Raw genomic sequence first — 23,680 nt, forward strand, 5'->3', positions numbered from 1 at the left:
CGGTGACGAATCCGCAGGGCCTTCCGGGTGGAAGCCGTCGCCCTACCCCCGGTTGGACCTGCCGCAGCCGACGGTGCCGACCCGGCGTGTCCGTCCGGGCCGAGCGGGCCGGATCACCCGGCGGATCGCGCTCGGGCTCGTCTCCGTGCTGGCGCTGGGCGCCACCGGCTACGCGTACGTGACGAAGGACCAGCTGCAGAGCAACGTCCCCACCACCGACGTCCTCACCCCGCGCGCGGGTGAACCGCCGGCCCCGCCCGCCGACGACGGCGCCACCGACATCCTGCTCGTCGGCAGCGACGCGCGCACCGACGCGCAGGGCAATCCGCTGCCGCCGAGCATGCTGAAGTCGCTGCGCACCGAGGAGAAGGCGGGGATCAACACCGACACGATCATCCTGCTGCGCTTTCCGAAGGACGGCAGCGAGCCGTCGGGCGTCTCGATCCCGCGGGACAGCTGGGTCGACATCCCGGGCCGCGGCCAGGCCAAGATCAACTCGGCGTATGGCGTGGCGAAGGCCCAGTTCGCCGACGCCGAGCGCGCCAAGGGCGAACGCGACCAGGCGAAGATCGAGCGCGACTCCGACAGCGAGGGCCGGCGGGTACTGGTCCAGACCGTACAGGACCTCACGCAGATCCGAGTGGACCACTACGCCGAGATCAACCTGCTGGGCTTCTATCTGCTCACCGAGGCCCTCGGCGGCGTGAAGGTGTGCCTGAACCACTCGACGTCGGACAAGGACTCGGGCGCGGACTTCCGGCGCGGCGTGCAGACGGTGTCGGGCGGCGAGGCGCTGTCGTTCGTGCGCCAGCGCAAGAACCTGCCCCACGGCGACCTCGACCGGATCGTGCGGCAGCAGGCGTTCCTGTCCTCGGCGCTGCACCAGGTGCTGTCGGCGGGCACGCTGACCAGCCCGTCGACGATGAGCAGCCTCATGGACGCCGTGCACCGCTCGATCACACTCGACGACGGCCTCGACGTGCTCGACTTCGCGCAGCAGGTGAAGGGTGTGGCGTCCGGCGACCTGAACTTCACGACCGTGCCGGTGATCACGGCCAACGGCCGCAGCGCCGACGGGCAGAGCATCGTCGAGATCGACCCGACGGCGGTGCGCAAGTTCGTCGCCGGCCTGGTCGGGCGCACGCCGATGGGCGGTGGCGGGGCCGCGGCCGGCGCGCCCGCCCCGCAGCTGCAGTCGGGTATCCCCGGCGTGCCCTGCGTCGACTGAGGCCCCGGCTAGCCTGGGCGGCATGAGCCTCACCGAACAGCTGCTGCGCCCGCTGCTGGCGTCGCCGGCGAAACCGCTGATCACGCACTACGACGACCAGCTCGGCAGCCGTGTCGAGCTGTCGGTGGCGACCACGCTGAACTGGGCCGCGAAGACGGCCAACTGGCTCGTCGACGAGTTCGACGTCGAGCCGGGTGACGACGTCGCCGTGCAGCTGCCCGCCCACTGGCAGACCGCCGGCATCCTGCTCGGCGCCTGGTGGTGCGGCGCCCGCGTGGTTCCCGAATCCCCCGGCGCCCGAGTGGTGTTCATCGGCCCGGACGCTTCCGTCGACGCCTCGGCCGTCGCTGTGGTCTCCCTCGACCCGATGGGTCGGGGGCTGTCCACTCCCCCGGCGGGCGGCGCCCTCGACTACCTCACCGAGGCGCGGATGTCGGGCGACCAGTTCACGCCACTGTCGCCCATCCCCGGTGACACTCCGGCACTGGGCTCGTCCACTGTGGACGAGGTCTTGGCGGAAACTCGAGCGCGGGCTGAGAAACTGGGCCTGAGCGCCTCCGACCGTGTCCTGTCCACCCTGGACTGGACCATCCCCGACGGTGTCCTGGACGGCTTCCTCGTGCCCTTGGCCGCGAGCGCCCACCTCGTCCAGGTCACTCACGCGGACCCGGCGAAGCTCGACCGCAAACGCGACGCCGAACGCACCACCACCGACCTCGGCTGACGTCCGCGCCGGGCACCTTCAGGAGACCCCCGCAGGTGCCCGGCACGGAAACGCTGTGGTCAGACGGTTTCCAGCTCCCCCCGCGCCGACCGAGCCTCGCGCCCGCGCCCGAACAGCACGTGGTCCAGCGGCAGGCGGCCGCCGTTGAAGCCGAGGGCGAGAGCGGCCAGGCCGAGCACCAGGACGAGCTCGTAGCCACCCGTGCCGGTGAGGCCGTTGGCGACGTGGACCGAGAGCAGTGCGCCCGCCATGTCCACGACGTAGCCGACCGCGATCAGCGGCAGCAGGAAGCCGGCGACGAACGCGATCGAGCCGAGCACCTCGAGGATGATCGCGAGGACCGCCGCGATCATGGGCAGCGACACGCCGACCTGGCCGAAGAAGTCCGCGGTGGCGCCGACCCCGCTGTTCCACTTCTGCAGGCCGTGGGCGAAGAACACCACTGCCACGCCGATGCGGCCGAGCAGCGGTGCGACGTCCTTGACTCAAGCGAACATGAAAACTCCTGACGGGTGTTCTTCCCACTGCCCCGGCCGCAGTCGGTCGGCCGGAACCGCCGAAGCCCGCTCCGAGGAGTGATCTACCGGAAACCGACAGCCACCGGAAAATAACTCGCTGTACGCGCCCGTCACCGAGCGGTAGCGTGCCCACCGCCCTGTTCGAGACGGTGAGGAGACCCCGATGCGCCGACAGTCCGACCGACCCCAGTTCGGCCTGTCCACCGCATCGATGAGGACCTCACCCGCCCATGAAAACCCTCACCCTTGGCATCATCGCGCACGTCGACGCCGGTAAAACCAGCCTGACCGAGCGCCTGCTCTTCGAGACCGGCGTGATCGGCCGGCTCGGCAGCGTCGACTCCGGCGACACCCAGACCGATTCCCTGGAGCTCGAACGCCGCCGGGGCATCACCATCAAGTCGGCCGTGGTCGCCGTGACCACGGGCGAGCACCGGCTCACGCTCGTGGACACTCCCGGCCACTCCGACTTCGTCGCGGAGGTCGAACGTGCCCTCGGTGTGCTCGACGGCGCCGTGCTCGTGGTGTCCGCGGCCGACGGCGTGCAGGCGCAGACCCGCGTGCTCATGCGAACCCTCACGCGCCTCGGCATCCCCGTGCTCGTGTTCGTGAACAAGATCGATCGCGTGGGTGCGCAGGAAACCGCCCTGCTCGACGCTCTGCGCGAGAGGCTTTCCCCGCGTTGCGTCGCGCTCGACACCGTGATCGGGCTCGGGACGCCGCAGGCGAAACCCGTTCCGCTGCCCCCCGGCGAGGAGCTGGCCGAGGCGCTGGCGGACGACGACGAGTTCCTGGCGTCCTATGTAGAGGGACGCGAACCGAACTACCACGCGGCCCTGGTCCGGCAAGTCGGGCGCGCAGCCGTGCACCCGGTGGTTTTCGGCTCGGCGATCACGGGCTCGGGAGTGGCCGCGCTCGTTTCGCGCGTGCGGGAGCTGTTCCCGGCAAGGGAACGCACGGAGGCCGGAGACCTGGCCGCCACCGTGTTCAAGATCGAGCGCGGGCGCGCCGGGGAGAAGATCGCGTACGTCCGCGTGCGGTCGGGTTCGCTGAGCCCGCGCAAGCCGTTTCCCGTCCACCGCCGCGAAACCGACCGCACGCTCACCGAGCTGACCGGCCGCGCGTCCGCCGTGCGCGTCTACGAACACGGCGCCACCCCGGTCGACGGCCCGGCGTGCGCCGGCGATGTCGCCCGCGTGTGGGGCCTCAAGGACGTGCGGATCGGCGACCAGCTGGGCGAGCCCGACGACACGGCCGCGCCCGGCTTCTTCGCCCCGCCCAGCCTCGAGACGGTGGTGCGGCCCGTCGACCCGGACGACGCCGTGGCCCTGTACTCGGCGCTGGAACGACTGTCCGAACAGGACCCGTTGATCAGCGTCCGCCGCCACGAACACGAAGTCTCCGTGCGGCTCTACGGCGAAGTCCAGAAGGAGGTGATCCGCTCGACGCTGGCCGAGGACTTCGGATTGACCGCACGGTTCGAGGAGTCCCGCATCCTGCTCGTCGAACGCCTGTGCCGTGCGGGCCACGCCGTGGGCCATCGGGCGCCTGACGAACGCGTGTACTTCTGGGCCACCGTCGGCCTGCGCGTGGCACCCGGCCCGCCGGCCTCCGGCGCCGCGTACCGGCTGGAAGTGGAGCTCGGCTCGCTGCCGCTGGCGTTCCACAAGGCGATCGAGGACACCGTGCACGAGCAGCTGCGCGACCGTCCGCGCCCGGTGATCGACTGGGTGGTGACCCTGACCGAAGCCGCGTTCTTCCCGCCGCTCACCACGGCCGGCGACTTCCGCGGCATGACTGCGCTCGTGCTCGCCGAAGCCCTGCGCGCAGCCGTCACCCGCGTGCACGAACCCGTGCACAGCTTCGAAGTCGAGGCCCCGGCGAACGCGGTGAGCGGCGTGCTCCGCAAGCTCGTGGAGCTGCGCGCGGTGCCCGACGAGCCGAAGGTCACGGCCACCGGCTGCACCGTCACCGGCACGATCCCAGCCGCGGCACTGCACGAGTTCGAACAGGCGTTACCCGCTCTGACGCAAGGCGAGGGAGTGTTCTTCAGTCAGTTCGCCGAATACCGGCCGCGCTGAGCGTCACCGCCGGTGCGCCCACGCGGCCCCGAAGCAGTACGCGCCGAAGGCCGCGAGGCCCAACGCGACGATCGTGAGCAACACCGTGCCGAACGGCTGCTCGGCCAACGTCCGCAGCGCCGCGTCGAGGCCGCCGGCCGCACGCGCGTCGGACCGCAGACCGGCGTACCCGAGCAGGACGGCCACTACGGCGAGGACCACGCCTTTCGCCACGTAACCGCCCGTGCCGAGGCGGGCCACCCAGCGCCGGGTCCCCCGCGGCAGCTCGCTGGTGTCGAGGTCTTCGAGGAACGACTGCCGCACGCCCTTCACCCCGGAAGCGACGGCGACCGCCGCGACACAGCACGCCGCGACCACCACGAGCGCGGGTCCGGCGGGCAGCGACAGGAGCTCTCTCGTGGCCTCCTGCTGACGCTTGTTGCCCGCGGACGACCCGGCGCCGACCGCGATCCGGATCGCGCTGTAGCCCAGCGCGAACACCACGATCGCGCGCCCGGCCGAACCGAAGCGCTTGCGTACCCGCTTGCCGCCGAACACCCACTCGTAGCCGGTCGTGGCCATGAGCACCTGCCACAACCCGAACGCGATCAGCCCGACCGCGAGCACCCACAGCACCGCGATGCCGAACGCGTTCGAGCCGATGTCCTGCAGCGCACCGTTCTGGTCCGCGGGTTGACCACTGCCATCGCCGAAGGCGATGCGCAGCGCGAGGTAGGCGACGATCAGGTGCACCAGGCCATAGCACGCCATACCGGCGCGGCCGAGGGTTTGCGCGATCTTGCTGCGGCGCGGGTTTTCGACATGGGGTCTCGCCGCGGGTTCGGCGGACTGGGGAGCGGTCATCGGGCACCTCCGTTCCCGGAGACTTACCCGCCCGCGCCGGTCGTTACCCGCCTGGGCGTGGATCGTGCCGGCGATTGGGCCGTTCGGCGCAACCGGCTCGTCTGTCGCATGTGGACTTAGGCCGGACGGCGGCGCACCGAGTCGAGCGCGGCCCAGCCGCCGTGGGTGGCCAGGAGCGTCAGCACCTGCTCGGCATGGGCGGCGAAGCGCTGGAGGTCTTCGTGGAGCTTGGGTGCGCGGTCGGAGTCCAGTGGCGCGAAGTCGTCCCACCACAGCCCGATCACGGCGCTCGCGCACAGCGCCAGCGACTGGATGACGTGCACGAACTCTTCCGACGGGTCGGCGGAGGTCTCGCGGTACACGGTCTCGATGTCGTCGCACGCGTCGAGCAGTTCGCGCAGCTGCTTGACCGCGTCGGCGGGGGTGCCGTCCCACGCGGCCGTGGGCCAGGCGCGGTCGCTCAGCTCGAGCCACAGGCGCCAGCCGGCGACCAGCTCGGCGTCGTCGCTCGGCTTCCAGGTGTCAGGGACCGGCCAGAACATGTCGACGACTGTGACACTCTGCCGCGGGCCTGCACAACCGGAATGGCACAACGGGACGAAAAGAGTTCGCGTTCGTACCTACTTCTGGAATTCTCGTTTCGTGCTGATCCGCGACGCGACGGGCGAAGACTGGCCCGCCATCTGGCCGTTCCTGCACGACATAGTCGCCGCCGGCGAGACCTATGCCCTGCCCCGTGACCTGGGTGAACACGCCGCACGCGACTTCTGGCTGAGGCCACCGCCCGGTCGCACCGTCGTCGCGGTAAACGATTCCGATGACATTCTCGGCTCGGCGAAGATGGGGCCGAACCGCGAAGGACCGGGCTCGCACATCGCGACCGCGAGCTTTATGGTGGCGCCCGCTTCTGCCGGTCGAGGCGTCGGCCGCGCGCTCGGCGCGCACATGCTGGAGTGGGCCGACGCCGAGGGTTACCACGGCGTGCAGTTCAACGCCGTGGTCGAGACCAACACCCGCGCGGTCGCCCTGTGGACATCACTCGGCTTCACCGTGATCGGCACGGTGCCCGGAGCGTTCCACCACCCGGTGCACGGGTACGTGGGGCTGCACGTGATGTACCAGTCGCTCAGCTGATCACCGGAGGCACGAACACGCACTTCGGGGTCTGCGCGTGCGCCGGGTCGAGCGCGTTGAGCACCTCGTGCCCGGCGATCGGGTCGTACGGGATGCCCAGGTGGTCGGTGAAGTCCGCCGAGCAGACGTCCTGCAGCAAAATGTTCTTCACGTTCGAAGCCGGCTTGAGGAACGCGTTGGTGTAGGGCGTGACCACGTCGTCGTACTTGGTCTGGATCACGGTGTAGTCGATGCCGGGCACGGTGTCGCCCCCGGCGTTGAGGTCGGTGAGGAACGCCGAGCCGCCTGCCTGCTCGTTGCACGACGCGCACGCGAGGCCCACGAGGCCACGCACCGGCGGAATGGCCTGCAGGGTGCTGAGCAGGCCGAACAGGCTCGTGCCGTAGTTCGACGGCGAGAGGCCGACGAGCTTGCCGATCTTCGAGGCCCCGCCGAGGTACTTGATCCAGTAGCGCGGGTTCATCCCGCCCTGGGAGTGCCCGACGACGTCGAGCTTCGCCGCGCCCGTGGCCGCGAGGACCTTGTCCCCGAACGCCGCGAGCTGCGCGGCCGTGCCCGCGACCGGGCCCACGGTCTGCAGGAAGCTGCCCGGCGAGCCACCGAAGTTGCCGGCGAACACGCAGTAGCCGTGGTCGGCGAGGACCTTCGAGAGGTTGGCCCAGTTCTCGTACGCGTTGGCAGTGGTGCCGTTGGACAGCAGCACAGGGTTGGGGTGTTCGGCCGACGGCTTGCAGTTCCAGTCGTTGGCGCCGGGTGGCGCGATGGACGGCTGCACCACGGAGTACAGCGCGGCCGAAATGATGTTCGGCTGGACCGGACCGGTCGGCTCTTTCACCGCCGCGTCCGCGGTGCCGGTACTCAGGGCGAGCGCTCCCAGCGCCGCCACGAGAACCACTACCCGACGCCCGAACGCGCGCACGCCCATCCGCTCCACCTCTCCGTGAACCGATGGTGACCCCAGTCACCTGATCAGTTAACGCGTTGAGGGAGGAACGGCAACTCCTCCGAGTGGGTTACTTGCCCGCAGCGTGGGCTTCGAGGAACTTCTTCAGGTGCGGGTACACGTCCGACGCGTGGGTGAGGCTGAGAAAGTGCGCGCCACTCACGACCGTGACCAGCGGTTCGGCGTTGGGCAGCGCGCCCACGAGCGACTCGGCGCGGGCCATCGGGTACTCGTTGTCGCCGCTGCCGTGCAGCACGAGCACCGGCATTCGGATCTCGCCCGCGCGTTCGAGCACGCTGTCGCGGCTGACGAGCGTCTCCATGATCCGCTGGAACTTCTCCCCTGGGACCTTCAGCCACTTCGTCTTCCAGGCGGACGCTTCGTAGTCGCCGAGGCAGAAGGTGGCAATGCCGTCGACCAGCGGCTCCGGCCCGGCTTCGAGCCAGGCGGCGATCAGGTGCCGGTAGACCGTGGCGGTGCCTTCGGCTTCCTGCTCGGCGGACGTGCCGAGCACGGCCATCGCGGTCACGCGCTCGGGCTGGAGCAAAGCCATGCGCAGGGCGATGAACCCGCCCTGGCTGGTGCCGATCACGGCGGTGCGCTCGATGCCGAGGTGGTCCAGCACACCGAAAGCGTCGCGGGCGACGTCCCAGTAGTCGAAGTCCGCGTCGGCCGGAGTGCCCCCGTGGCCACGTTCGTCGATCGCGATCAGCCGGTAGTCCGCGCCGAAGGACTGGACCTGCGGCTCCCACATGTCGATGTCCATCAGGAAGCTGTGCAGCAGCAGGACAGCGGGGCCGTCACCGCCGTAGTCGACGAAGTGGACCTGCTGCCCACCGTTGACGGTCACCGTAGCCATCCGACACCTCCGCGTTGGGGATCAGCATGGCACATGTCTCACATGCGCCCGGATCGGGCAAGAGGCGGGGAAATCCTCACCCGAATGCCCTCCGGTGGCGCGGGTTTCGCCGGTGCGGCGCGGGTCAGTGCGCGGCGGCGTGCGCGGCGAGGAAACCCTTGAGGTGCGGGTTGACGTCGGCGGCGTGGCTGAGGCTGAGGAAGTGCGCGCCGTCCGCGATCGTGACCAGCGGCTTCGCGTTCGGCAGGCCGCTGACGAGTTCCTCCGCCTTCTCGACGGGGTAGGCGCGGTCGGCCGTGCCGTGCAGCACGAGCACCGGGGTCCGGATCTCGCCGAGTCGGTCGAGCAGGCTGTCGCGGCCGGCGAGGACGCCGATCAGCAGGCGCGCGTGCTCACCCTGGTAGCGCTCGCGCCATTTGGTCTTCCAAGCCGCCGCGCCGTCGAAGCTGTCGCCGAAGCAGATGGCGGCGACGCCGTCGATCACGCCGTCGGGGCCGTCCTGCAGCCACACGTCGCCGAGCTGCCGGTAGACAGCCGCGACCTCGTCGGGCTCGGCGTCGGCCGACGTGCCGAGCACGGCCAGCGCGGTCACGCGCTCAGGGGCGAGCAGCGCCATGCGCAGGCCGACGAACCCGCCCTGGCTGGTGCCGATCACGGCGGCGCGGTCGAAGCCGAGGTGGTCGAGCACCGCGAGCGCGTCGCGGGCGACGTCCCAGTAGTCGAAGGGCCCGTCCGCCGGGGTTTCGCCGTGGCCGCGCTCGTCGATCGCGATCAGCCGGTGGTCGCCACGGAAGGCTTCGACCTGCGGAAGCCACATGTCGGCGTCCATCAGGAAGCTGTGCAGCAGCACGACGGCCGGGCCGTCGCCGCCGTGGTCGACGTAGTGGACCTGTTGCCCACCGTTCACGGTCACCGTGGCCACACCGCACCTCCGCATTGAGACAGACACAGGTTTTGTCTCACGTTCAGGGTGTTTTGGCAAGCGGACTCGGCCATACTGCGCGGATGACCGGCCCTCCCTCCACCGACGACGTCGTCCGCGCGGCGACCGAGGCGTACCTGCGCGGCCGGCCGATCGACATGTCGGCACTCGCGGCCGAGCTCGGCTTGAGCCGCGCGACGCTGTACCGCCGCGTCGGCAACCACGAGCAGCTGCTCGGGCGCGTGCTCGCCGACAGCACCGAACGGACCTACCTCGCGATCGAGGCCGGCGTGACCGGTCCCCCGGGCCTCGCGCGCACGCTGGCGGTGGTGGAGCGGTTCATGCGCACCGTCGTCACGCTCGCGCCGCTGAAGGACCTCGCCCGGCGTGACCCCGTGCTGTTCGCGAAGGTGATCATGTCGCCCGGCGAGGTCGAGTCCCGGGCAGCGCGCCTGTTCACCGAGCTGCTCCACCGCAACGGCCTGCGCTTCGACGCACCGACGGCGTCCGTCGCGCAGGCCGTGATCCGCATCGGCGACTCGTTCATGTACTCCCAGCTCCTCGGCGGCGAACCGCGGCTCGACGACGCCGTGCAGGTCATCGGGCTGCTGCTCGCCACCGCGAAGTGACCCGTCGAGGATCGCCGGCGTGGGGTTGATGTAGAAGTCACCCGAGTGCACGTCGACCCCAGGCGGCACGATCTCGTCGATGCGGTCGAGCACGTCGTCGCCCACCTCCACGTCGGCCCCGGCCAGCAGGTCGGTGAGGTGCTCGGGCCGTCGCGGGCCGATCAGCACCGACGTCACCGCCGGGTGAGCGCGCACGAACGCGATCGCCAGGTGCGGCACGGAGATCCCCGTGTCGGCGGCGAGCTCGGTCAGCTCCGCCACGGCGGCTGCCTTCGCCTGCACACCCGGCCGCGAGAGGTCGAACATCTGCGCGCGGCGGCCGGCGTTGCGGTGCCCGGCCGTCGGGTCGGCGCGGCCGGAGAGCCAGCCGGAGTTGAGCGGGCCGAACGTGAGCACGCCCATGTCGTAGCGCTGCGCGGTCGGCAGCACGCGCTGCTCGATGCCGCGCGTGAGGATCGAGTACGGCGGCTGCTCGGTGCGGAAGCGGTGGTGGCCGCGGCGTTCGGCCGTCCACTGCGCGTCCACGGTCTCCTCCGGCGAGAAGAACGAACTGCCGATCGCCCGCACCTTGCCCTCGCGCACGAGGTCCGAGAGCGCGCCGAGCGTCTCGTCGATGTCGGTGTCCGGGTCGGGCCGGTGCATTTGGTAGAGGTCCACGTAGTCGGTGCCGAGGCGGCGCAGGCTGTTCTCCAGCGCCCGCTTGACCCAGCGCGGTGAGCCACCGCGCTGGTTCGGGTCCTCGCCCATGGGGAGGCCGAACTTGGTCGCCAGCACCACGCTGTCGCGCCGCTCCGCGAGCGCCTTGCCGACGATCTCCTCCGACTCCCCGGCCGAGTAGACGTCGGCCGTGTCGAGGAAGTTGAGGCCGGCATCGATCGCCGCGTGGATCATGCGCACCGACTCGTCGTGGTCGGTGTTGCCCATGGCGCCGAACATCATCGTGCCGAGCGCGTATTCGCTCACGGAGATGCCGGTGCCGCCGAGAATGCGTCGCTTCATGGTTCCCACGCAACCGCCGTGGGCGCCCGAGGGGAGAAGACTCCCTCAACCGGGGGTCCAGCAGACCCCCTCTCAGGGCAGCGATCGGCCCTACGCTCAGTTGCATGAGCGAGCAACTCCGGGACTTCCTGCGCTCGCGCCGAGCGAAGATCACCCCGCCGACGCGAGCCTCGCCTCGCACCCCGCACCCCGGCCCCCGGCGCGTGCTCGGCCTCCGCCGCGAGGAGGTCGCCCAGCTCGCCGGCGTCAGCGTGGACTACTACGTCCGCCTCGAACGCGGCCGCAACCTCAACGTCTCCGAGTCCGTCCTCGACGCGAGCTCCCGCGCCCTGCAGCTCAACGATCTCGAGCGCACCCACCTGTTCACCCTCGCCAAACCCACGCGCTCCCGGCCGCGGCCCCTGCCGCCCCAGCGCATGCGCCCGGGCCTGCAGCTCGTGCTCGACGGCCTCCACCACGTGCCCGCCCTCGTGCTGGGCCGCAGCATGGACGTGCTTGCCGCCAACCGCCTCGCCGGCGCCCTCTACACCGACTTCGACGCCCTCCCTCCTCTATCCCGCAAGATGCCCCGGCTCATCTTCCTCGACGACACCGTGCGCGCCCTCTACGCCGACTGGGAAGGCGCCGCCCGCGGCGTCGTCGCCACCCTCCACCTTTATGCCGGCCGCTACCCCCACGACCCGGCGCTCGCGGAACTCATCGGCGAACTTCTCCCTGCGCGACCAGGACTTCCGCCGCTGGTGGGCGGGTCACGACGCCTTCGAACGCACCCACGGAGTCAAGCACTACCACCACCCGCTCGTCGGCGAACTGACGCTCGGCTACGAAGCCATGACTCCCGTCGACGACCCGAACAAACCCTCGGCATCACGACCGTCGAGCCGGGCTCCCCGTCCGAGGAACGCCTGTGCCTCCTGGCGAGCTGGACGTCACCGGCCAAAGTGGACAGTTAGCTTTCCTTCCCGCGCTCCCCCTCGCCCAGCGTTGTGACCAGACGCGCTCGCAACGCCTCCCGTACCTCGGCGTCATCGGGATCGAGCACCTGACCCCGCTCCCGCAACGCCCGCTCCACTTCCGCCAGCAGCCGCACAGCGCCCGCGGTGTCTCCATCCCGCTCCGCCAGCACGGCACTCGCGAGCACGCCGTACGGCACCAGGTCACCGACGCCGTGTTCCCCCGCGTACCGCCGAACCCCGTCGAACAACTCCCGTGCCCGGTCGACGTCGCCCGACTCCAGCTCGACATACCCGAGGTTCAGCTGCTCCCAGGCCACGAGATCAGCCAGCCCCGCCTCCTCCCGCAACGCGATGCTCCGCGCGAACAACTCCCGCGCTTCCTCCAGCTCGCCCCTCATCCGAGCGACCGCCGCCAGTACATGCACCGGCTCCTGCTCCAGCGCGGAATCGCCATCGCGGTGCGCGACCTCGAGCGCCTCCAGGGCCAGCTCCCGGCACCCGGCCAAGTCCCCACCCCGCACGGCAACCCTGGCCAACATGCACAGCGCGTCGACCTCGCCGGCGGCGTCACCCACGGCCTTCGCCCGCCTGAGCTCAGCGCGACTCAACCGATCGACAACCGCCGTCTCCCCGCGCCGAAACGCAGCCAACGCCTCTTCCGCAAACGCCATTCCACTCCTTTCCCACCCAGCGACCGACCCACCGGAGGTCACCCGGCGGTCGCAGCTCGGTCCCTCACCTTTTGTTCGACCTCGAGACCGGCCCGGCAATCCCGGCTTTCGACGCGCACAGCGGCGCCACTCCGCGTGCCGACAAGACCGCGCCACCCCTGCCACACCGGCCATGCCTTCATCATCACCACTCACCTTTCGGTGCTCCTCGTGCAGCACAGTGCTCCATCAGCACCGCGTTCACCCAGAGTGCCTCAAGCGACGCTGCGCGTCAAGCACTACACTGCTCCTCGTGCAGGATCACCCGGAACCGCCGCGCGAAGCACCCGGCGACGCCATCGGTGCCCAAGCCGAGCGCACCTTCGCCCTGAACATGCGCGCACTGAGAGAAGAACTGGGCGTGTCCCAGGCGGGCCTCGCGAAGAAGCTGGAACGAGTAGGAATTCAGCTCGACAGCACAGCGATCACCCGCATCGAAAAACACGCCGACGGGACCACCGGGCGGACAATTCGCCTCAGCGAAGCCGTCGCCATCGCGAAGGTCCTCAACACTTCGCTCGCGAACATGGTCCTGCCCGCGCGCTCAAGCCTGTTCGAACAACTGTCCCACGCCACAGAAGAGCTGGAATCCGCAACCGACGCCGCCGACACCGCCAATCGCCACCGCGACGACGCCGAGGAAAAAGTCCGCACGTTGCAAAGCCGCTTCGTCGAACGCGAAGTCCCCAGTCTGCAAGAGATCCTGCGCTACACCGCCCGAGACCTGCACCGCCTGGCCGACACCTGGAGCGAGCAACGGGAATCGTTCAAACAACAGCGGATCAACCTGGCGAAGAACACCGATGCGACCGACCCCGAAACCGAGGCGAGGCTGCTGCAGCTCGAAGAAAAAGAACTGATCTGCCTCGACGTCCTCTACCGAATCGAAGACGCCGCCAAGATCCGCGCCGGCTGGCGACGACAATGAAAAGGCCCGCGCACCCGGAAAGGGCGCGCGGGCCGAACACCAAGAACTCAGCCCTTGAGCAGAGCCCGAGCCATCACCATGCGCTGGATCTGGTTCGTGCCTTCGTAGATCTGCGTGATCTTCGCGTCGCGCATCATGCGCTCGACCGGGAAGTCACGGGTGTAGCCGGCGCCGCCGAAGAGCTGCACGGCGTCGGTGGTCACGGACATCGCGACGTCGGACGCGTAGGCCTTCGCGGCGGAGGCCATGAAGCCCGCGCGCTTGTCGCCGCGCTCGGAGGCGGCGGCGGAGGCGTAGACGAGGTGGCGGGCGGCCTCGATCTTCGTGCCCATGTCGGCGAGCATGAACTGCACGCCCTGGAACTCCGAGATCGACTTGCCGAACTGCTTGCGGTCCTTGACGTACGCGATCGCGGCGTCCAGCGCACCCTGCGCGATGCCCAGCGCCTGCGCGCCGATGGTCGGGCGTGTGTGGTCGAGCGTCTTCAGCGCGGTCTTCAGCCCCGTGCCCGGTTCGCCGATGATGCGCTCGGCCGGGATCGTGCAGTTCTCGAAGTAGATCTCGCGCGTCGGCGAGCCCTTGATGCCGAGCTTGCGCTCCTTCGGCCCCACGGAGAAGCCCGGGTCGTCCTTGTGCACGACGAACGCGGAAATGCCGTTGGACTTCTTCTCCGCGTCCGGATCGCTCACGGCCATCACCGTGTACCACGAAGATTCACCCGCGTTGGTGATCCACGCCTTGGTTCCGTTGAGCACCCAGTGATCACCGTCGAGCTTCGCCCGCGCGCGCATCGACGCGGTGTCCGAGCCGGCTTCGCGCTCCGACAGCGCGTACGACGCCATCGCCTCGCCCCGCGCGATGGACGGCAGCACGATCTTCTTCAGCTCTTCCGAGGCCGACAGGATGATCGGCTGCGTGCCCAGCTTGTTCACCGCCGGGATCAGCGACGCCGACGCGTCGACCCGCGCGACCTCCTCGATCACGATGCAGGCGCCCACGGCGTCGGCGCCCTGGCCGTCGTACCCCTCGCCGATGTGCACGGCGTTGAAGCCCGACTTGTTCAGCGCCGCCAGCGCCTCGGTCGGGAACCGCTCGTTCTCGTCGACCTCGGCCGCGTACGGCGCGATCTCCTTCTCGGCCAGAGCCCGGACCGCGGCCCGCAGCTCCTCGTGCTCCTCGGCAAGCTGGTACAGGCCCTCGGCCACTTCCGTCACCTTCTCTGCAGCAATGGGGAGAGTTTTGTCGATGTTAGCGCTCGTTCACGCCGGGCGCGCCGTTCGTTCTTGTGTCGTTGACCGCACTCTTCGTAAGGTCGGGTGATGGCCATCACCGCGTCGACGCCGCCGCCCGGATTGCCCGCTTCCCTCACCTACCCCGAGGTTCCGGTGGGTTCGATACTCGCCGGCGCCGCCGCCCGCTTCGGTGATCGCACCGCGTTCGCCATGGGCGACGACAGCCTCACCTTCACCGAAACGTACGCAGGCGCGTGCCAATTCGCCAACGCACTGCTGGCCCGCGGCATCGGCCATGGCGACGTCGTCGCGATCCACCTGCCCAACTGCCTCGCCTACCCCGTCGCCTACTACGGCACCCTGCTCGCCGGCGCGACCTTCAGCCCGACGAACCCGCTGCTCCCGCCCGACGACCTGGCCTTCCAGCTCACCGACTGCGAGGCCGCCGCCGTGGTTACGTTCGGTCCGGTCGCGGGCACCGTCGCGGCCGTCGCGGACCGGATCCCGGCCCGGCTGACGATCGTCGTCGCGCCGAGTGCGCCCGCCTGGTCCGACGACGTCGTGGAGTTCAAGCAGTTCTTCGCCGAAGCGCCGGCCACCCGGCCCGACGTGGCCATCGACGTCCACCACGACCTCGCCCACCTCGCCTACACCGGCGGCACGACCGGCCGGTCGAAGGGCGTGGAGCTCACGCACCGCAACATCGTGGCGAACACGTTGCAGAGCGCGTGCTGGAGCAGCGGTTCCGTCCCGGCGTTGGACACGCACGGTGACGTGGTCCTCGACCAGATCGGCAGCGAGGACGAGTGGGTCGGACGCCTCGGCACCGGCGTCGCGATCAACCTGACGCCGTGGTTCCACGCGATGGGCGTGATCGCCGGTCTCAACGCCGCGCTGCTCAGCGGTACCCACACCGTGCTGCACGCGCGCTTCGACCCGGCCGCGTACGTCGCCGAGGCCGAGCGCCTGCGCGTGACGTCACTCGGCGGCGCGCCCGCGCTGTTCGCCGCACTACTGGCCACGCCCGCGTTCCACACGGCCGACCTGTCGTCCGTGCGCAGCATCGGCTCCGGGGCGGCGCCGATGAACCACGAGATGATCCGCGCGCTCCACGAGCGCTTCCCCGGCGTCGTGATCGCCGAGGGTTACGGCCTGACCGAGATGACCATGGGTGCGGTGATCTCGCCGTCGTACCGCTCGGGCGTGCGCAAGGTCGGCTCCGTCGGCGGGCCGATCTTCGACACGGAGGTGAAGATCGTCGGCCTCGACGAGGAGCCCTTGCCCGCCGGCGTCGAGGGTGAAGTGTGCCTGCGGGGGCCGCAGATGATGCGCGGCTACCGCAACCGCCCCGACGAAACCGCCGCGGCGCTCGTCGACGGCTGGCTGCACACCGGCGACATCGGCGTGCTCGACGAGGACGGATACCTGTCCATTGTGGACCGAAAGAAGGACATGCTGCTGTACAAGGGGTACAACGTCTTCCCGCGCGAGCTGGAGGAGCTGCTCATCGCGCTGCCGGGCGTCGCGGCGGCCGCGGTGGTCGGCCGTCCGCAGGCCGACGTCGGCGAGCTGCCCGTCGCGTTCGTGGTGGGGCAGCTGGATGCCGACCTGAACGCCCAGGGGCTGATCGCCGCGGTGAACGAGAAGGTGGTGCCGTACAAGCGCATCCGAGAGCTGTACTTCGTCGACGAGATCCCGGTGTCGGCGGCGGGGAAGGTGCTGAAGCGGGAGCTTCGAAAGCAGCTGCCCTGACCTACTGGCCGGCCTTCTCGCGCAGCGCCGCGTCCTTCTCCAGCACCAGCGTCTCCAGGCTGGACTGGAACTCCGCCAGCTTCGACTGCAGCTGCAAGTCCGAAGCCCCCAGGATGCGCACGGCGAGGAGCCCGGCGTTGCGCGCGCCGCCGACGGAGACCGTGGCGACGGGGATGCCGGCGGGCATCTGGACGATGGACAGCAGCGAGTCGAGGCCGTCGAGGTACTTCAGCGGCACCGGGACGCCGATGACGGGCAGCACGGTGGCGGAGGCGACCATGCCGGGCAGGTGGGCGGCACCGCCGGCGCCGGCGATGATGGCGCGCAGGCCGCGGGAGGCGGCGGACCTGGCGTAGTCCAGCATGCGCTGCGGCGTGCGATGGGCGGAGTAGACGCCGACCTCGTACTCCACGCCGAACTCGGCCAGGGCCTGGCCGGCGGCCTCCATGACGGGCCAGTCGGAGTCGCTGCCCATGATCACGCCCACCTGCGGCGCCATATGTGTTCCCTTCAGTGGACTCAGTGGATCTCGTAGCCGTCGAGCCAGACGGCGTGGGACAGCCAGTGGGCCGACAGCAGCGCGCGGTTGCGCAGGTCGTCCATGTTCTCGCCGACGAAGTTGACGTGGCCGAGCTTGCGGCCGGGGCGGTCCTGCTTGCCGTACAGGTGGATCTTCACCTCGGGGTAGCGCGCGAACAGGTGGTGCACGCGCTCGTCCGGGCTCATCTGCGGCGCGACGTCGGCGCCGAGCACGTTGGCCATCACGCACGCGGGCGCGACGAGGTCGGTGCGGCCCAGCGGGTAGTCGAGCACGCCGCGCAGGTGCTGCTCGAACTGCGACGTGCGTGCGCCGTCCATCGTCCAGTGGCCGGAGTTGTGGGGCCGCATGGCCAGCTCGTTCACCAGCAGGCCCTGCTCCGTCTCGAACAGCTCGACGGCCAGCAGCCCCGTGACGTCCAGCATCGACGCGATGCGCAACGCGAGGTCCTGCGCTTCGTGCACGCGCTCCTCGGACAGGCCGGGCGCGGGGGCGAGGACCTCGGTGTTGATGCCGCCGGCCTGCACCGTCTCGACCACCGGATACGCGGCACCCTGACCGAACGGCGAGCGGGCGACCAGCGCCGCCAGCTCGCGCTTCATCTCGACCTTCTCCTCGACCAGCAGCGCCGTGCTCGCGTCGAGCAGCCGCGGCACCACCTCGCGCGCGTGCCGCGCCGTGTCGAGCATCCAGACGCCACGGCCGTCGTACCCACCGCTGGCGGCCTTGAGAACCACCGGCCACCGGTGCGCCGCGCCGAAGCTGATCACGTCGTCCACAGTGGACACTTCGGCGAACGCGGGGCCGGGCACCTCCATGCCGGCCATCATCTCGCGCATCACGAGCTTGTTCTGCGCGAACCCGAGTGCCGACGGCGCCGGCCGCACCACGACGCCCTCCATCACGAGCGTCAGCAGGTGCTCGCCGGGCACGTGCTCGTGGTCGAACGTGAGCACGTCGACACTCTGCGCGAACTTCCGCAGCGCCTCGAGGTCCGTGTGGTGCCCGATGACCACGTCGGACGCCACGAGCGCGGCCGAATCGTCCGCATTCGCCGACAGGACCCTCAGCGACTGACCGAGGGAGATCGCCGCCTGGTGCGTCATGCGGGCCAGCTGCCCACCGCCCACCATGCCCACCACGGGAAGACCGGTTCGTTTGTCCATAGCGCCGATCAGATTACTGGGCGAGGCCAGGCCGAGCTGCGGGTACCGGCTCAGTGACCTGCGCCACCGGCACCCGCGCCCAGCCGCGCACTCCCGATTCGCTTCCCGGCTGCGGCCTCGGTGCGCGCGGTCAAGTGCTTCACGACGTACTCGGCATCGCGGCCGGCGCCACCGACGAGCATCGACGAGAACGCCCACTGGAACGACAGCCCCACGAAGTACAGCCCCGGTGCCGTGATCGCCACGCCGCGCTCCTCACGCGGCCAGCCCGACTCGTCCGTGACGGGCGGGTCGATCCAGGAGAAGTCCTGGCGGAACCCGGTGCACCACACGACGTTGGCGACGTCGAGCACCCGGCCGTCGGCGAGGACGGGCGCACCGCCACGGATGCCGGTCGTGCGGTCAGCGACGTGCTCGACGCCCTCGCGGACCAGGTCGGCGCGCTTGATCCGGATGAGCGGCCCGCCGTGCGTCCGGATTTCCGGTCGCATCATCCGGCCCCACGGCGTCCGCATGGTCAGGATGTGCTTGGCCGCGAAGAACAGCACCGGGAAGAGGACCCGGGCCGGACGCCGGTTGATGTCGAACGGGAGCTCCCCGCGGATCGGCCCGCTGAGCACCACCCGATGACCGGCCCGAGCGGCCTCGAAGGCGATGTCGCCGCCCGAGTGCGACGCCCCGACGACCAGCACCGGCCCGGGCCTGAGCTGCTCCGGGTTGCGGTACTCGCTGGAGTGCAGCTGCCGGATCCCGGGGTCGAGCCGGCCGGCGAACTCCGGAACGCGCGGCGCGCGGCCGAACGTGCCCGTCGCGACCACCACGTTGTCGCAAGTGAACGTCGTGGTCGGGGTGGTCACCTCGAACCCGGTCCCGGTTCGCGACACCCGCGCCACGCGCTGCCCACCCCTCACGGGCAGCGCGAACCTGTGCGCGTAGGTCGCGAGGTAGCCGGCCATCTCGTCCTTGGTCGCGTAGTGCATCGGTGGGCCCGGGTAGGCCATCCCGGGCAGCCCGGCCGCCAAGGCCGGGGTGAACAACCGCAGCGTGTCCCAGTGGCAGCGCCAGTTGTCCCCGATCTGCTCGTTGCCGTCGAGGACCACGAAGTCGCGGTCCCGCCGTGCGAGGTGGTAACCGGCCGACAGCCCCGCTTGCCCCGCTCCGATGACCACGGTCTCGGTGCGCTCGTGCTCGTTCATCAGGTGTGCCTCCTGACCAGCACGTTAGGAGCCGGTGGCGCGGGCGGCATCGAACAGCCGTACCACTTCGGCCGAGGCGGGATGGTCCGTCCGTACCACTCAGATGAGGTGGTGCTGCACCGCGTGGGTGGCCGCGGCGGCGCGCGAGGGCACGCCGAGCTTCGCGAACACGTTCTGCAGATGCCGGCGCACGGTGTGTTCGCTGATCACCAGCCGCGCTGCGATCTGCCGGTTCGACAACCCCTCGGCCACCAGCGCCAGCACCTGCAGTTCCCGCTCGGTCAGCGAGGTCTGCGAGGTCGGTGGAGCCGGCGGAGTGCTGATGCCGGCGCCGAGGCGGTGCAGGACCTCGCGCGCGGTGGCGAAGTCCACCTCGGCCGCGTCGTCGTCACCCGTCAGCTGCCGGGCCCGACCGATGAGCAGGCGCGTGCGAGCCCCGTCGTACGGCGCGTCGAGCTCGGCCCATCCCTCGCACGCGGCGCGAAGCTCGCCGAGCGCGGCCGAGGGATCGCCCTCCGCCAGCAGGACCGAGCCCCGCGCGTGCGCGGCGGTCGCCCGCAGCAGCGGCATCCCGATCTCGGCCGCGATCGCAGTCAACTCGCCGGCCGCGCCGCGGGCGGCGCCCGGTTCTCCGGCGGCCAGCACGATCTCCACCTGCGCCGCGAGCATCCGGGCGCGCACGAGGTGGTCGTCCGCCGCCTCGACCACGGCGTGGCCGATCGCCGAGACAGCCGCCGCCGTCCGGCCCTGGGCCAGGCGCAGCAACGCGCAGCCGGGTTGGGTGGGATGGCCGTACTCGCCGGCTTTCCGGTAACCGTCGTCGGCCGCGGCGAGCTCGCCGCGCAGCCGCCGCAGCTCGGCTTCCTGGTACAGCGCCATGCCGAGCGCCGGCTGCCGGCGCGGGCCGGAGAGCCGCTCACCCGCGCGGCGGGCCTCCGCCAGGGCCTCCGGCCACGCGCCGAGTGCCTGCAGCACCTGCGAACGGTGCACCAGGCACTGGCCGCGGAACAGCACCAGGTCCGGCTGCGCCGCGCACCACGCGCTCAGTGACGCCGTCCACTCCTGCGCCCGGATGACGTCGAAAACCTCGTGGCAGCCTTCGATCGCGCTGCAGTAGACCACTCCGGCGGGGATCGGCGACACCTCGCCCGAGGTCACCGAGACCATCGCCTCGTCGAGCAGCGCCAGTCCTTCGGCGGTGCGGTGCAGCTTGATCAGGGCCCGGCCCTGCGCGTGCCGGCCCAGCGCCAGCAAGTCCGTGTCACCGAAGCGGGAAGCGAAGTCCACTGCGGAGGTGAACGCGTCGTGCGCACCCCGGGTGTCGCCGCCCTGGATGCGCTGCAGGCCGACCGGAACCAGGAGGTAACCCCGTTCGACACAGTCCAGCCCGTGCTCGTCGAGCAGCCGCCGCGCCCGCGCCAGCCAGCCGTTCGCCCGCGCCGGCTCACCCCGCAACAGCAACGGCAGGGCCAGGAAGAACGCACACCGGGCAGCCTCGGCCGGGCAGGCACCGCGCACGTACTCGAGATACGCGCGCTCCCGCGATTCGAAACTCTCGTCGTCGTGCCCGAGCAGATAAGCCGCCGTCGAAAGGCGTACGAGATCGTCCGCAGTCAGTGCCGCACGGCCTCCGGTGAGCCGTGTGTACACCTCCCGCCACGCCTGTCCGGCGAAGGCCCGCTCGGCCGCCTCGCCGTTCACCACCGCCATGCACCTCCCGGCAGTCGTTCCACTGTACGACGCGGATTCGACGCTGGGGAGCGGCGAGGCTACTTCGCCAGCCTCGCCACCGGAGAACTCAGCCGCAGCTCGCGCACTGCCAGGCCGACGATCGTGCAGGCCGCCGCGACGACGTAGGCGTTGCCCAGGATCGACCAGCCCAGGCCCCACGTGAACTCCACGTCAGCGCCGTTCGGGACGAGCATGACGACTTCCGAGGCGAACAGGGCCGCGGCCGCGAGGGCCCACCAGAGGCGGCCCGTGGTGACGAGCAGGGCGATGAGCGGCACCGCCCACACCCAGTGGTGCGACCAGGAAACGGGCGAAAGCAGCAGACCGTAGAACGCCGTCACGAGCAGGGCGGCCACCGGTTCGCCGCGGCGGTGCAGCCGGATCACGAGCCACACGGCGGGCACGGCGAGCACCGCGCCGACGCCGACGGCCACCGCGAGCGACCACGGGGCGAGGGCGGAGGCGCGGCTGACGAGGCCGTTGAGCGACTGGTTGAAGATCCACGTGACCGAGCCGACGCGGCTCGGGTCGGTGGCGGACTTCGTCCAGAAGAACCACGCGTCGTGGGGGATGACGGCGAACATGACCGCTTCGAGGCCGACGAAGGTCGCCAGTGCGCGCAGGCCGTCTTTCCAGCGGCCGGTGAAGAACAGGTGCGGTACGAAGATCAGCGGCGTCAGCTTGATGGCCGCGGCGACACCGATCAGCACGCCCGCCCGGCGTGAGCCACGCAGCGAGAGCACCAGGACGTCGACGACCACGAACGCCATCAGGATCAGGTTGATCTGGCCCAGGAACAGTGTTTTCCACACCGGTTCCAGCGCCAGTGACAACGCGGTGCAGCCGAACAGCCACCAGCGCGAGGGGTGCGCGACGACCGCGATCACCACGGTCAGTGACACCACCGACAACACCGTCACCACACCCCACACCAGCCCGCCCGGCACGAGGGCGAGCGGCAGGAACAACGCGGCCGCGGCGGGGGTGTAGGTGAACGGCAGGCGGACCCAGTCGGGCAGGGTCGTGAGGTCGCCGGTGGTGTAGAGCGGCTCGCCCTTGAGCAGGGTCAGCGGGCCGGCGCGGTAGACGGCGCTGTCGGCGCCGAGGTGCCGGTGGGTGAGCCAGACGACGGCTCCGAGAACGAGTGCGAGAAACGGCAGCGCCAGCAGGCGCGGGTCAGTGAGCCGGCGTGGCGTCGGCACGGTCCGTGGCCTCCCCTGAGCCCGAACCGGAATCCGAATCCGGCCCCGAGCCCGCGGCACGACCGCGCGCCCTCCGCTGCAGCCCCCACCGCAGGATCAACGCGACCCCGAGCACCACCGGCGTCAGGATGTAGGCGTCGCCGAGGACGTTCTGCCACACCTTCCAGTGCAGCTCCACGTTGCGGCCGTTGGGCAGGATCAGCAGCACACAGCTGACGAACACGAACGCCACCAGCCCCGTGCCCAGCCACCGTTTCCACGCGGTAGCGGGCGTCGTCTTCGGCAGACGCGACACGAGCAGCACGATCAGCGGCGCCACCCACACCCAGTGGTGCGACCACGAGATCGGCGACATCAGGAGTGTCCAGAACGCTGTGACCAGCACCGCGGCCAGCGCCTGGCCCTTTCGGTGGAACCGGATCAGCAGCCACAACGCCGGGATCGCCAGCAGCAGCCCGAGGCCCATCGCGGCCTTCGACGCCCACGGCGCGAGGTCGGTGGCTCGGTTCATCAGCCCGTTGAGCGACTGGTTGCCCGCCCAGTGCACCGGCCCGATCCGGCCGGTGTCGGGCAGTGTCGAGGTCCAGTACTTGAACGCGTCGTGCGAGTTGATCACGAACATGAGGCCTTGCAGGACCACGAACGTCGCGAGTCCGCGCAGCGCGTCCTTGCGGCGGCCGGTGATGAACAGGTGGCCCAGGAACACCAGCGGCGTCAGCTTGATCGCCGCCGCGATGCCCACCAGCACCCCGCCCCACCGGCTGCCGCGCGCGCCGAGCACGAGCATGTCCAGCAGGATCAGCGCCATCAGGATCAAGTTGATCTGACCGAGGAAAATCGTGCGCCACACCGGCTCCAGGCCGAGGAAGACCACGAAGAACACGATCGTCGACCGCGCGGGCGAGGCCCACCACCGCGGGCCGTCCTCCTCCGGCCGCGGCAGTGCGCCGATCGAGATCCGCACCGACAGGGCGAGCGCGCTCAGCGAGACCGCCGTCAGGAACCCCCACGCCACCTGCGTCGGCACGAGCGCCAGCGGCACGAAGAACAACGCGGCCGTCGGCGGGTACGTGAAGGGCAGCATCGCCCAGAACGGTTCGGTGGAGAGCGTGTTGGTGTCGTACAGCGAGTCCCCACGAAGCAGCGTGAGCGCACCGCCGCGGTAGACCGCGCTGTCGACGCCCAGCCCCCACTCGTGCGTCCAGCCCCAGATCCCGACGCCGATCGCGACCAGCGGGATCACCGACAAGATCAGGATCGAGCGCGGCCGCACCGACAGCCTGGCGAGTGACTTGCGCAGGGCCAGGCGAGGCTGAGCAGCGCTCACCGGAACTTCGCCGTCGACGGCGGAGGGTACGGTCCTGGTCACCACACCAGGAAATCATGAAC

22 protein-coding genes and 1 pseudogene are annotated in these 23,680 nt (G+C 70.4%); 8 read left to right on the forward strand and 15 right to left on the reverse strand.

Annotated features, from left to right (window positions below; genetic code table 11):
• Positions 1-73: 73 nt before the first annotated feature.
• Complete coding sequence (locus AB0F91_RS12290; protein ID WP_360597793.1) at positions 74-1,228, forward strand: LCP family protein; 1,155 nt, start codon at positions 74-76, stop codon at positions 1,226-1,228.
• A 22-nt stretch (positions 1,229-1,250) separates the two neighbouring features.
• Positions 1,251-1,952: a TIGR03089 family protein gene (locus tag AB0F91_RS12295; RefSeq protein WP_360597144.1), complete on the forward strand. Its 702-nt coding sequence runs from the start codon at positions 1,251-1,253 to the stop codon at positions 1,950-1,952.
• Between the two features lie 59 nt (positions 1,953-2,011).
• On the opposite strand, the gene AB0F91_RS12300 is transcribed toward AB0F91_RS12295, so the two are convergent.
• Positions 2,012-2,419, reverse strand: a complete 408-nt coding sequence (locus AB0F91_RS12300) for a DoxX family protein (RefSeq protein WP_360597795.1) — start codon at positions 2,417-2,419, stop codon at positions 2,012-2,014.
• A 281-nt stretch (positions 2,420-2,700) separates the two neighbouring features.
• Between AB0F91_RS12300 and AB0F91_RS12305 the strand changes: the two genes are divergently transcribed.
• Entirely contained in the window at positions 2,701-4,551 is a 1,851-nt protein-coding gene (locus tag AB0F91_RS12305) for a translation factor GTPase family protein (protein ID WP_360597146.1), read from the forward strand.
• A 3-nt stretch (positions 4,552-4,554) separates the two neighbouring features.
• Here the strand turns inward: AB0F91_RS12305 and AB0F91_RS12310 are convergent, their stop codons facing one another.
• Together AB0F91_RS12310 and AB0F91_RS12315 are read right to left on the reverse strand one after the other, a co-directional pair.
• Positions 4,555-5,394 (reverse strand): DUF1206 domain-containing protein, encoded by an 840-nt coding sequence (locus AB0F91_RS12310; protein WP_360597148.1) that lies wholly within the window; start codon positions 5,392-5,394, stop codon positions 4,555-4,557.
• Positions 5,395-5,510: 116 nt separating this feature from the next.
• A complete protein-coding gene (locus AB0F91_RS12315) occupies positions 5,511-5,936 on the reverse strand; it encodes a hypothetical protein (protein ID WP_360597149.1) in 426 nt (141 codons plus the stop codon).
• Between the two features lie 100 nt (positions 5,937-6,036).
• Between AB0F91_RS12315 and AB0F91_RS12320 the strand changes: the two genes are divergently transcribed.
• Positions 6,037-6,528, forward strand: coding sequence for a GNAT family N-acetyltransferase (locus tag AB0F91_RS12320; protein ID WP_360597151.1), 492 nt, complete (start codon positions 6,037-6,039; stop codon positions 6,526-6,528).
• Here AB0F91_RS12320 and AB0F91_RS12325 read toward each other — a convergent pair.
• From AB0F91_RS12325 to AB0F91_RS12335, 3 genes are all read right to left on the reverse strand, one after another.
• Complete coding sequence (locus AB0F91_RS12325; protein ID WP_360597153.1) at positions 6,521-7,453, reverse strand: alpha/beta fold hydrolase; 933 nt, start codon at positions 7,451-7,453, stop codon at positions 6,521-6,523. The two genes, AB0F91_RS12320 and AB0F91_RS12325, sit on opposite strands and share 8 nt — an antisense overlap.
• 88 nt (positions 7,454-7,541) lie before the next feature.
• Positions 7,542-8,330, reverse strand: a complete 789-nt coding sequence (locus AB0F91_RS12330) for an alpha/beta hydrolase (protein ID WP_360597154.1) — start codon at positions 8,328-8,330, stop codon at positions 7,542-7,544.
• 124 nt (positions 8,331-8,454) lie between these two features.
• Entirely contained in the window at positions 8,455-9,252 is a 798-nt protein-coding gene (locus tag AB0F91_RS12335) for an alpha/beta hydrolase (protein ID WP_360597156.1), read from the reverse strand.
• Positions 9,253-9,593: 341 nt separating this feature from the next.
• Here AB0F91_RS12335 and AB0F91_RS12340 point away from each other — a divergent pair, with 341 nt between their 5' ends.
• The gene (locus AB0F91_RS12340; protein WP_360597797.1) at positions 9,594-9,881 is read left to right on the forward strand and encodes a QsdR family transcriptional regulator; all 288 of its coding nucleotides are present in this window, start codon (positions 9,594-9,596) and stop codon (positions 9,879-9,881) included.
• 78 nt (positions 9,882-9,959) lie between these two features.
• Here the strand turns inward: AB0F91_RS12340 and AB0F91_RS12345 are convergent.
• Positions 9,960-10,880: pseudogene (locus AB0F91_RS12345) on the reverse strand (aldo/keto reductase); the annotation flags it as partial.
• A gap of 104 nt (positions 10,881-10,984) precedes the next feature.
• On the opposite strand from AB0F91_RS12345, the gene AB0F91_RS12350 reads away from it, so the two are divergent.
• Positions 10,985-11,833 (forward strand): helix-turn-helix transcriptional regulator, encoded by an 849-nt coding sequence (locus AB0F91_RS12350; RefSeq protein ID WP_360597158.1) that lies wholly within the window; start codon positions 10,985-10,987, stop codon positions 11,831-11,833.
• On the opposite strand, the gene AB0F91_RS12355 is transcribed toward AB0F91_RS12350, so the two are convergent.
• Positions 11,830-12,411, reverse strand: a complete 582-nt coding sequence (locus AB0F91_RS12355; RefSeq protein ID WP_360597159.1) for a tetratricopeptide repeat protein — start codon at positions 12,409-12,411, stop codon at positions 11,830-11,832. The two genes, AB0F91_RS12350 and AB0F91_RS12355, sit on opposite strands and share 4 nt — an antisense overlap.
• A 388-nt stretch (positions 12,412-12,799) precedes the next feature.
• Between AB0F91_RS12355 and AB0F91_RS12360 the strand changes: the two genes are divergently transcribed.
• Positions 12,800-13,474: a helix-turn-helix transcriptional regulator gene (locus tag AB0F91_RS12360; RefSeq protein ID WP_360597160.1), complete on the forward strand. Its 675-nt coding sequence runs from the start codon at positions 12,800-12,802 to the stop codon at positions 13,472-13,474.
• A gap of 47 nt (positions 13,475-13,521) precedes the next feature.
• Here the strand turns inward: AB0F91_RS12360 and AB0F91_RS12365 are convergent, their stop codons facing one another.
• Positions 13,522-14,688 (reverse strand): acyl-CoA dehydrogenase family protein, encoded by a 1,167-nt coding sequence (locus AB0F91_RS12365; protein WP_360597161.1) that lies wholly within the window; start codon positions 14,686-14,688, stop codon positions 13,522-13,524.
• Positions 14,689-14,793: 105 nt separating this feature from the next.
• Between AB0F91_RS12365 and AB0F91_RS12370 the strand changes: the two genes are divergently transcribed.
• Positions 14,794-16,458 carry an AMP-binding protein gene (locus AB0F91_RS12370; RefSeq protein ID WP_360597163.1) on the forward strand — a complete coding sequence of 555 codons (1,665 nt, stop codon included), beginning with the start codon at positions 14,794-14,796 and terminating at the stop codon, positions 16,456-16,458.
• A gap of 1 nt (position 16,459) precedes the next feature.
• On the opposite strand, the gene purE is transcribed toward AB0F91_RS12370, so the two are convergent.
• The 6 genes from purE to AB0F91_RS12400 all read right to left on the reverse strand — a co-directional run bounded on the left by purE (position 16,460) and on the right by AB0F91_RS12400 (position 23,660).
• Positions 16,460-16,957, reverse strand: a complete 498-nt coding sequence (gene purE / locus AB0F91_RS12375) for a 5-(carboxyamino)imidazole ribonucleotide mutase (RefSeq protein WP_360597165.1) — start codon at positions 16,955-16,957, stop codon at positions 16,460-16,462.
• Positions 16,958-16,977: 20 nt separating this feature from the next.
• Positions 16,978-18,162: a 5-(carboxyamino)imidazole ribonucleotide synthase gene (locus AB0F91_RS12380; RefSeq protein ID WP_360597167.1), complete on the reverse strand. Its 1,185-nt coding sequence runs from the start codon at positions 18,160-18,162 to the stop codon at positions 16,978-16,980.
• A 50-nt stretch (positions 18,163-18,212) separates the two neighbouring features.
• Complete coding sequence (locus tag AB0F91_RS12385; protein ID WP_360597169.1) at positions 18,213-19,358, reverse strand: NAD(P)-binding domain-containing protein; 1,146 nt, start codon at positions 19,356-19,358, stop codon at positions 18,213-18,215.
• A gap of 99 nt (positions 19,359-19,457) precedes the next feature.
• Positions 19,458-21,068, reverse strand: coding sequence for a LuxR family transcriptional regulator (locus AB0F91_RS12390; RefSeq protein ID WP_360597170.1), 1,611 nt, complete (start codon positions 21,066-21,068; stop codon positions 19,458-19,460).
• 59 nt (positions 21,069-21,127) lie between these two features.
• On the reverse strand, positions 21,128-22,258 hold the full coding sequence (locus AB0F91_RS12395; protein WP_360597799.1) for a glycosyltransferase 87 family protein: 1,131 nt from the start codon (positions 22,256-22,258) through the stop codon (positions 21,128-21,130).
• 7 nt (positions 22,259-22,265) lie between these two features.
• A complete protein-coding gene (locus tag AB0F91_RS12400) occupies positions 22,266-23,660 on the reverse strand; it encodes a glycosyltransferase 87 family protein (protein ID WP_360597172.1) in 1,395 nt (464 codons plus the stop codon).
• Positions 23,661-23,680: the final 20 nt, after the last annotated feature.

Origin of the sequence: Amycolatopsis sp. NPDC023774 (genome assembly GCF_040639695.1) — a bacterium.
Lineage (GTDB): Bacteria > Actinomycetota > Actinomycetes > Mycobacteriales > Pseudonocardiaceae > Amycolatopsis.

Excerpts from the sequence above, each read along its gene's own strand:
- AB0F91_RS12295 (WP_360597144.1), top strand. The coding sequence starts at position 1,251 with ATGAGCCTCACCGAACAGCTGCTGCGCCCGCTGCTGGCGTCGCCGGCG.
- AB0F91_RS12305 (WP_360597146.1), top strand. The coding sequence starts at position 2,701 with ATGAAAACCCTCACCCTTGGCATCATCGCGCACGTCGACGCCGGTAAA.
- AB0F91_RS12310 (WP_360597148.1), bottom strand. The coding sequence starts at position 5,394 with ATGACCGCTCCCCAGTCCGCCGAACCCGCGGCGAGACCCCATGTCGAA.
- AB0F91_RS12315 (WP_360597149.1), bottom strand. The coding sequence starts at position 5,936 with ATGTTCTGGCCGGTCCCTGACACCTGGAAGCCGAGCGACGACGCCGAG.
- AB0F91_RS12325 (WP_360597153.1), bottom strand. The coding sequence starts at position 7,453 with ATGGGCGTGCGCGCGTTCGGGCGTCGGGTAGTGGTTCTCGTGGCGGCG.
- AB0F91_RS12330 (WP_360597154.1), bottom strand. The coding sequence starts at position 8,330 with ATGGCTACGGTGACCGTCAACGGTGGGCAGCAGGTCCACTTCGTCGAC.
- AB0F91_RS12340 (WP_360597797.1), top strand. The coding sequence starts at position 9,594 with ATGCGCACCGTCGTCACGCTCGCGCCGCTGAAGGACCTCGCCCGGCGT.
- AB0F91_RS12350 (WP_360597158.1), top strand. The coding sequence starts at position 10,985 with ATGAGCGAGCAACTCCGGGACTTCCTGCGCTCGCGCCGAGCGAAGATC.
- AB0F91_RS12370 (WP_360597163.1), top strand. The coding sequence starts at position 14,794 with ATGGCCATCACCGCGTCGACGCCGCCGCCCGGATTGCCCGCTTCCCTC.
- purE (WP_360597165.1), bottom strand. The coding sequence starts at position 16,957 with ATGGCGCCGCAGGTGGGCGTGATCATGGGCAGCGACTCCGACTGGCCC.
- AB0F91_RS12380 (WP_360597167.1), bottom strand. The coding sequence starts at position 18,162 with ATGGACAAACGAACCGGTCTTCCCGTGGTGGGCATGGTGGGCGGTGGG.
- AB0F91_RS12385 (WP_360597169.1), bottom strand. The coding sequence starts at position 19,358 with ATGAACGAGCACGAGCGCACCGAGACCGTGGTCATCGGAGCGGGGCAA.
- AB0F91_RS12390 (WP_360597170.1), bottom strand. The coding sequence starts at position 21,068 with ATGGCGGTGGTGAACGGCGAGGCGGCCGAGCGGGCCTTCGCCGGACAG.